At 66.0% G+C, this 7,675-nt stretch carries 8 protein-coding genes; 4 read left to right on the top strand and 4 right to left on the bottom strand.

The window, feature by feature from the left end; genetic code table 11:
• A partial coding sequence (locus EAO80_RS15260) for an acyl-CoA synthetase (protein WP_162994037.1) occupies positions 1 to 1,050 on the top strand: 1,050 nt, incomplete at its 5' end.
• Between the two features lie 3 nt (positions 1,051 to 1,053).
• Here the strand turns inward: EAO80_RS15260 and EAO80_RS15255 are convergent.
• The 3 genes from EAO80_RS15255 to dnaJ all read right to left on the bottom strand — a co-directional run bounded on the left by EAO80_RS15255 (position 1,054) and on the right by dnaJ (position 4,314).
• Positions 1,054 to 2,364 carry a dicarboxylate/amino acid:cation symporter gene (locus EAO80_RS15255; protein ID WP_368280557.1) on the bottom strand — a complete coding sequence of 437 codons (1,311 nt, stop codon included), beginning with the start codon at positions 2,362 to 2,364 and terminating at the stop codon, positions 1,054 to 1,056.
• 62 nt (positions 2,365 to 2,426) lie between these two features.
• A complete protein-coding gene (locus EAO80_RS15250) occupies positions 2,427 to 3,131 on the bottom strand; it encodes an acyl-CoA synthetase family protein (protein ID WP_122090730.1) in 705 nt (234 codons plus the stop codon).
• Between the two features lie 43 nt (positions 3,132 to 3,174).
• Positions 3,175 to 4,314 (bottom strand): molecular chaperone DnaJ, encoded by a 1,140-nt coding sequence (gene dnaJ, locus EAO80_RS15245; RefSeq protein ID WP_122090729.1) that lies wholly within the window; start codon positions 4,312 to 4,314, stop codon positions 3,175 to 3,177.
• Between the two features lie 30 nt (positions 4,315 to 4,344).
• On the opposite strand from dnaJ, the gene EAO80_RS20670 reads away from it, so the two are divergent.
• The 3 genes from EAO80_RS20670 to EAO80_RS15235 are packed head-to-tail and all read left to right on the top strand — an operon-like array spanning position 4,345 to position 6,928.
• On the top strand, positions 4,345 to 4,473 hold the full coding sequence (locus EAO80_RS20670; RefSeq protein ID WP_281273051.1) for a hypothetical protein: 129 nt from the start codon (positions 4,345 to 4,347) through the stop codon (positions 4,471 to 4,473).
• A gap of 46 nt (positions 4,474 to 4,519) precedes the next feature.
• Positions 4,520 to 6,247 (top strand): Rieske (2Fe-2S) protein, encoded by a 1,728-nt coding sequence (locus EAO80_RS15240; RefSeq protein ID WP_122090728.1) that lies wholly within the window; start codon positions 4,520 to 4,522, stop codon positions 6,245 to 6,247.
• Between the two features lie 57 nt (positions 6,248 to 6,304).
• Positions 6,305 to 6,928, top strand: coding sequence for an SDR family oxidoreductase (locus EAO80_RS15235; RefSeq protein WP_122090727.1), 624 nt, complete (start codon positions 6,305 to 6,307; stop codon positions 6,926 to 6,928).
• Between the two features lie 147 nt (positions 6,929 to 7,075).
• On the opposite strand, the gene EAO80_RS15230 is transcribed toward EAO80_RS15235, so the two are convergent.
• The coding region (locus EAO80_RS15230) for an Hsp70 family protein (protein ID WP_162994036.1) at positions 7,076 to 7,675 on the bottom strand (600 nt) is incomplete at its 5' end.

Below are 7,675 nucleotides of genomic sequence, written 5' to 3'. Positions count from 1 at the left end.
AAGCCCGCCGACCGGTTCTTCTGGGTGAGCGACATCGGCTGGATGATGGGTCCGTGGACCCTGATCGGGACCCACACCTTCGGCGGCACGGTGGTGATGTACGAGGGTGCGCCCGACCACCCCGAACCGGATCGGTTCTGGGAGATGATCGACCGCCACTCGATCACGCAGTTCGGGATCAGCCCGACGGCGATCCGCGCGCTGCGCAAACACGGCGACGACTGGGTCGAAAAGCACGACCTCTCCTCGCTGCGAATTCTGGGCTCGACGGGCGAGCCGTGGGACGCCGAGTCGTGGCAGTGGTTCTACGAGAAGGTCGGCGGCGGCGAGGCCCCGATCATCAACATCTCCGGTGGCACGGAGATCTGTGGCTGTTTCCTGATGCCGATGCCGAACCAGCCGCTGAAACCCTGCACGCTCGGCGGACCTGGGTTAGGCATGGACATCGACATCGTGAACTCGGCGGGAGAATCGGTCGCCGATTCGAACGAGCGGGGCTTTCTGGTCGCGCGCGATTCCTGTCCGAGCATGACGAAATCGCTGTGGGAGGGCGACGAGCGGTATCTCGATGAGTACTGGAGCTCCTTCACCGAGCCGCCGCTGTGGGATCACGGTGACTGGGCCCAGAAGGACTCCGATGGCTTCTGGTTCCTTCATGGGAGAGCCGACGACGCGCTGAACGTCGCCGGCCGCAAGGTGGGGCCGGCGGAGGTCGAGGGCGCGCTGATGGATCACCAGTCAGTGAACCAGGCCGCCGCGGTGGGCGTGCCCGACGAAACCACTGGAACCGCGGTCATCACCTACGTGGTCCTCGAAGACGGGGTAGAGGGGAGCGACGCGTTGCGCGAGGAGTTGCGCGCGCAGGTCGGCGAGGAACTCGGAAAACCGTTCCGCCCCCGCGAGGTGCTGTTCGTCTCCGAGTTCCTGAAGACTCAGAGCGGGAAGGTGGTCCGTCGGGCGATCCAAGCGAGCTACACGGGCGAGGAGCTGGGTGACATGAGTTCCATTGAAAACCCCGAGGCACTCGAAGGGCTCGAAAACGCGCAGTAGTCGTCAGTCGTCGCCCGGGGCGATCGAGGGGGCCCGGTCGCCGCTCGCCCAGACGCCGTCCTCGAAGTCGACCGCGCCGTTCCAGTGGGCCACGAGCGTCGCCACTGCGAGGTCGCCGGTGACGTTCGTCATGGTGCGAAGCCGGTCGAGCAGCGGGTCGATCCCCGCGATAAAGCCGACGACTTCGAGGGGGAGTCCGAGCTGGGTAAGCACCAGCGTCAGGAGGATCAACCCGGCGCTCGGGACGCCCGCGGTGCCGATGCTCGCGAGCACCGCGATGGTGACGACGGTGATCTGCTCGGTGAGGGTGAGCGAGACGCCCACGAGGTTCGCCGCGAAGATGGCGACGATCCCCTGGTACATCCCGGTGCCGTCCATGTTGATGGTCGCGCCGAGCGGCAGGGAAAACCCGTAGATCTCCTCGTCGATCCGGAGGTTGTCCTCGGCGTTCGACATCGAAATGGGGAGCGTCGCGCTCGAGGAGGCGATGCTGACCGAGGTCAACATCGCCTCCTTGATGCCGGCGAGGAAGGCGACCGGGGACTGCTGGGTCAACAATGCGATGATCGTGCCCAGATAGATGATCGAGATGTGAAGCCCGACGCCGAGTATGAGCGTAGCCGCGAGCAGCGCGAACGTCGAGAGCGCCCCGATACCGGCCTCCGCGAAGACGGCCGCCATCAGCGCGAACACGCCGAGGACGCCGTACTCCATGATCCCCCAGACGAGTTTGAACAGCGCCTCCGAGCCCGCCTCCGCGAGGTCGAAGAACGTCTCGACGCCGTTTTGGATCCGTGCGTCGTCGCTCGATTCTTGAACCATCGCCAACGAAAGCCCGAACACGATCACGAAGAACAACACTGCGAGAATGTCGCCGCTCGCCATCGCGTTGATCGGATTTTCGGGGACGATTCCGAGGAACACTTCGGTGAAACTCGGCGTCTGTTGTGTGTCGATTTCTGCTTCGACCAACGTCAGACCCTGACCGGGGTTGATGGCGTTCGCGACCGCCAGCCCGATCCCCACGGCGATCGCCGAGGTGACGACATACAGCCCGACGACCTGCCCGCCGACTCGTCCCAGCGAGGAGGGTGTGAGGTGGCGAACACCCATCAACAGCGTGAAAATCACGATCGGGACGACGATCATGCTGAGCAGTCGAACGAACAGATCACCGATGGGTTGCAACGCTAACATCGGTTCCCCGATCGTGAGACCGGCCAGCGAGCCGAGTACGAACGCCGCGCCGATCCGGTAGATGATCGGGACCGACCGGTAGCGGTGCCTCCCGTTCAGCATGCGACTATTTGCCATACCGTATAGGCAGTCGTTTCTCTGGTAAAACAGTTTCCCAAAACCGACGGAAAGCGAAGAGGTTACGGGACGCGTTCGGGTGGGATCGTGGTCGGTTCGGGTCCTTGGCCGACGGCGATATCCCCGATATCGTCGGGACCCGGAAAGACGATCACGCCGCCGGCGAGCAGCGGTGCGAACACGCCCGCAATGACCGTTCCGGGATCGGCAAGCGGCGCGCGGATCGCCACCTCGGTTCCCGGTTCGATCCCGAACCGGTCGACGACGGCCTCCGCGCTCGCGAGCAACTCGCCGTGCGTGTAGGTTTCGCTCTCGGTTTCGAGCAGCGGCGTCTCGGGGCTGATTTCGGACGGAGTGGGACAGGCGGGGTTCTCGCTCCAGACGCTCTCGCCGAAGGCCTCGATTCTCCCACTCGCGTCGCCGGTGTAGGCAATGCGGCTCGCGCCCGCCGGGAGGTCGTATTTTTCCATTTTTTCTCCCGGCGCCACCAGCAATCGGGCGTCGAGTTCGGAGGACAGGTCGAAGCGCACCCGCGCGCCCAGCAGCGCCGCCCCGAACAGCGAGAGCAGCGGCGCGCCGCTGGGCTCGCTCTCGATCGCGACGAGCGAGTCGACGCGAACGCCGCGATGGCTGAAGAAGTTGCCCGTCTTGTGGGCGGTCGTACAGAACTGGTAGTAGTCATAGCGGAGGTTGACGCCCGTTTGTGCACGCAGTGCCGGCTCTCGGGTCCGTCGGTCGCGGGCGACGATCTCCCCGATGGTGTCCATGCCGACCTCTCGTGGTCGCAACGCAAATACGTGCTCGGTCCGACTACAGCGAGCTCTTGATCTTCTCGAAGAAGCCCTGCTCGACCTCCACCTCCTCGCCGCCCGCCTCTGCGAAGGCTTCGAGCGCCTCGCGCTGTTCCTCGTTGAGTTCCTCGGGCGTCACGACCTGCACCGAGACGTACAGATCGCCCCGACCGCGCCGGCGAAGCCGGGGCATCCCCTTGCCGCCGAGGCGGAAGCGCTCGCCGCTCTGTGTCCCTGCGGGGACGTCCATTTCTACCGTGCCGTCCATCGTCGGGACCTCGACGGTGGCGCCGAAGACCGCCTTCGGGAACGAGATCGCCTGTCGGTACTTCAGGTCGTCGCCGTCGCGCTCGAAGTCGGGGTGGTCCTCGACCGCGATCTCGATCAGCAGGTCCCCCTTCGGACCGCCCTGGTCGCCCGGTGCGCCCTCGCGTTCCATCCGCAGGGTCTGGCCGTCGCGGATCCCTTCCGGGATCTCGACCGAGAGGGTGGTCTCGCGGGTGACCTGCCCGTCGCCGCGACATTCCTTACAACTCTCCTCGTAGACCTGCCCGTCGCCCCGGCAGTTGGGACAGGCCTGGGTCTGTTGCATCCGGCCGAAGGGGGTCTGTTGGACCTGCGTGACCTGCCCTCTCCCGCCGCACTCGGGACAGGTCTCGGGGTTCTCTCCGCCCGCGCCGTCACAGGTCGGACAGGTCTCGGGTCGGTTGATCGTCATCTCCTTCTCGACGCCCTCGTAGACCTCTTCGAGCGTGACCGACAGGCGCGTCTGGAGGTCAGCGCCCTGTCGGCGGCCGCTACCGCCACCGCCGCTGAAGAACTGCTCGAAGATGTCGCCGAGGCCGCCGCCGGCCCCGCCGCCCCCTCCGAAGCCGCCGGCTCCACCGAACCCGCCGGCGCCGCCCGCACCGCCGTCGAAGCCGCCGCGTTTCTCGGCCTGTTCGAACTGTTCGTGACCCATCCGGTCGTACGCCGAGCGTTTCTGCTCGTCGGAAAGGACCTCCTTTGCCTTCTTGGCTTGCTTGAACTTCTCCTCCGCGTCCGGTTCGTCGCTGACGTCCGGGTGATACTTGGCGGCCTTCTTCCGGAAGGCCTGGTTGATCTCGTCCTCGTCGGCGTCCCGACTCACGCCGAGGACGTCGTAGAAATCCTCGCTCATCAGTTGTCACCCCTTACACGATTGTCGTACTTGAACGGACCGCTCTCGGGACCCCGCGCTTACGACGGCCGCCCGACGACGAATTCCATGGTCGTGGGGGAGCTGATCGTGGTCGTCCTCGTGGGACTCGCGACCGGCCTCCCGTTGTCGGTCGTCTGAGTCGCCCCGGCGAACCGTTTAGTCACCTGCCCGTGTAGACTGTCGTATGACAACAATTGACCAAGAATTCGTGCACGTCGGGACCCTCGCCGACCTCGACGGGACGGATCGTACCCGTGTAACGACCCGTGGACAGGCCATCGCGGTCTTTCGCCACGAAGGCGAGATATACGCCGTCGACAACCGCTGTCCGCACATGGGTTTTCCGCTCAATCAGGGGACCGTCGACGACGGGATCCTGACCTGCCACTGGCATCACGCCCGGTTCGAACTCGCGTGTGGGAGTACGTTCGACCCCTTCGCGGACGACGTTCCCACCTATCCGGTCGAGGTTCGCGGCGAGGAGATCTGGGTCGATCCCCATCCGAAACGCGACGAACCCCCCGAGAAACGCTGGCTCGCGAGGTTGGACGACGGCCTGGAGAACGACCTTCGACTGGTTCTCGCGAAGGCGGTCATCGGGCTCGACGACGCCGAGGTCGGGTACGAAACGCCCCTGGAGCGGATCGCGATCTTCGGCGCACGCTACCGGGACGACGGCTGGGGCCGCGGGCTCACGACGATGGGCGCGATGGCGAACCTCCTCCCGGGTCTCCAGCGCGCGGATCGCCGCCGGGCGCTCTACACGGGTGCGGTCAGCGTTGCCGACGACGCCGCGGGCCATCCCCCGAGGTTCGTTCAGGATCCCCTGACCGGGGAGCACGACCCCGAGCGCCTCGACCGGTGGTTCCGCGACTGCATCGAGGTCCACGACCGACAGGGCGGAGAGCGCGTCCTCAGGAGTGCGATCGCCGACGGCTCCCGAAAACGGGTCGTCTCGATGCTGGTCGGGGCGGCCACGGACCACCGGTATCTCGATACGGGCCACACGATGGATTTCCTCAACAAAGCCTGCGAGACGCTGGATCACGTCGGCTGGAAGCGCGCCGACGACCTGCTTCCGGCGCTCGTCCCACAACTCGTGAACGCCGAGCGAAGCGAGGAACGGTCGTCGTGGCGCCAACCCGTGGATCTGGCCGGCCTCCTCGCCGAGTCGTTCGAGGACCTCCCCGATAGGATCGGGGCGGGCGAGGACAGCGAGTGGACGCCGTCCGAGGGGTTCGTCGAAACGCTGCTTTCGGAGGAGCCCCACGAACTCGTCGCGACACTCGACGGGGCGATCGAAAACGGTGCGAGCGCGGCCCAGCTGGCCGATATCGTTGCGGAGGCCGCAGCGACCCGGGTCGCACAGTTCGGAACGGGCAACGAGTTCCGCGACTGGAACACGGTCCATCACACCTACACCTACGCGAACGCGGTCTGCGGGCTGGCTCGCCGGGCCGACGGCGAGGGGATCTACCGGGCGATCTACGACGGCGCGATCAACGTCTATCTCGACCGCTTCCTCAACACGCCGCCGGCACCGATTCCCGAACCGCGCGAGGTCGGGGCCGATCATGAGTCCCTCCTTGACGACCTCCTCGAAACGTTCGACGAGGAGGGTGCGGTCAACACGGCTGGGCGGATCATCGCGGACTACCTCGATTCGGGCGGCGACACCGAGGAGTTGAAGCGCACCCTCGGCGGAGCCTTGCTCCGTGAGGACGCGAACTTCCACACGCTCCAGAACGTCGAGGCGGCCTTTCGGGGGACCGAGCGCGGGGAGGGGCGGCTCCATCTGATCGCCACCGCCCGGTATCTCGCCGCCCATACCCCGACCCGGCGAGAGCGCGAACAGACCTTCCGGATCGCCACCCGACTCCGCCGCGGCGAGACGCTCCACGAGTCGGCCTGAACCCTCGCCTTCGATGGCCGACCGCGCTCTTTTGGTGCCGTCGCCCCTCCTTCCTCCATGGACGTACTCATCGCGGGTTCGCACGGCGGGGTCGGACAGCACGTCACGGAACTGCTCGCCGAAAGCGAGCAGACCGCACACGCGATGGTCCGCACGGAGTCACAGGTGGACGAAATGGAGGAGAAATTCGGCGTCGACGTGGTCGTCGCGGACCTGGCCGAGGACGTCACCCACGCCGTTGAGGGATGCGATGCGGTGATCTTCGCCGCGGGATCGAGCGGCGAGGACGTTGAGGGGGTGGATCGCGACGGCGCGATCCGGCTGATCGACGCGGCCGAGCAGGAAGGGGCAGAACGATTCGTCATGCTCAGTTCGATCAACGCCGACCGGCCCGAGGAGAGTCCCGAAGCACTGCAGCCGTATCTCGAAGCGAAACTCGCCGCGGACGAGCACCTCCAAGACAGCGATCTGATCTATACCATCGTCCGGCCGGGCGCGCTGACCGACGAGCCCGCAACCGGGGAGATCGAGGTCGCCCGGCGGGTCGAGCGCGGCGAAATCACCCGCGCGGACGTCGCCCGAATCCTTGTGGCTGCGCTGGATATCGAGAACACCTACGGAAAGACCTTCGAAACTATCGAGGGCGACGAATCGATCGAGGACGCCCTCGAAACCGTCTAATCGCCGCTTTTCGATCCTCGTTACTCGGGTCGAACGCTGGCGGATGCGATCGTTCTCGTTGGCGTCGCCGGTTGGCGAGCGTGATCCGCCTGAAAAAGCTCTCCTGTTCGTTGTCGATCGGAACCCGTTGCCGTCAGTTGGCCGACCTTATTGGTCGTCCTCGTCGTCACCGACGTCCTCGAAGTCGGCGTCAACGTACTCGCCCTCCTGGCCGCCGGCGCCCGCACCGCCAGCGCCGGCCGCACCCGCGCCGCCTGCACCGCCCATGTCGCCCATGCCGTCGGGGCCGGCACCCGCACCGGCCGCGCCCTCGGCGTCCTGGTACATCTGCTTGCCGATCTCCTGAAGCGCCTTGCTCAGGTCCTCGGTGGCGGATTTGATCTCCTCGGTGTCGGCGTCCTCGTCCTCCAACACGGCCTCGACCTCGTCGATCTCGGTTTCGATCTCCTCGATCAGTTCCTCGTCGAGGTCCTCCTCGTTCTCCTCGATGAGGCTGCGGGCGCGCTGGACGGCGCTCTCGGCGTCGTTTCGCGCCTCGATGCGATCACGGCGCTGTTCGTCCTCCTCTGCGTGCTGTTCGGCCTCGTCCTGCATGCGGTCGATCTCCTCGTCCGAGAGGCCTGCGCCGCCCTCGATGGTGATCTCTTCCTTGTTGCCCGAGCCCTGGTCCTCGGCCTCGACGTTGACGATCCCGTTCTCGTCGATGTTGAATGAGACCTCGATCTGCGGGGTGCCGGCGGGCGCGGG

It is taken from the genome of Halalkalicoccus subterraneus (assembly GCF_003697815.1).
Classification (GTDB): Archaea; Halobacteriota; Halobacteria; order Halobacteriales; family Halalkalicoccaceae; genus Halalkalicoccus; species Halalkalicoccus subterraneus.
Note: the sequence above shows the minus strand (reverse complement) of the source record. Positions and strands in the feature narration are given on the sequence as shown.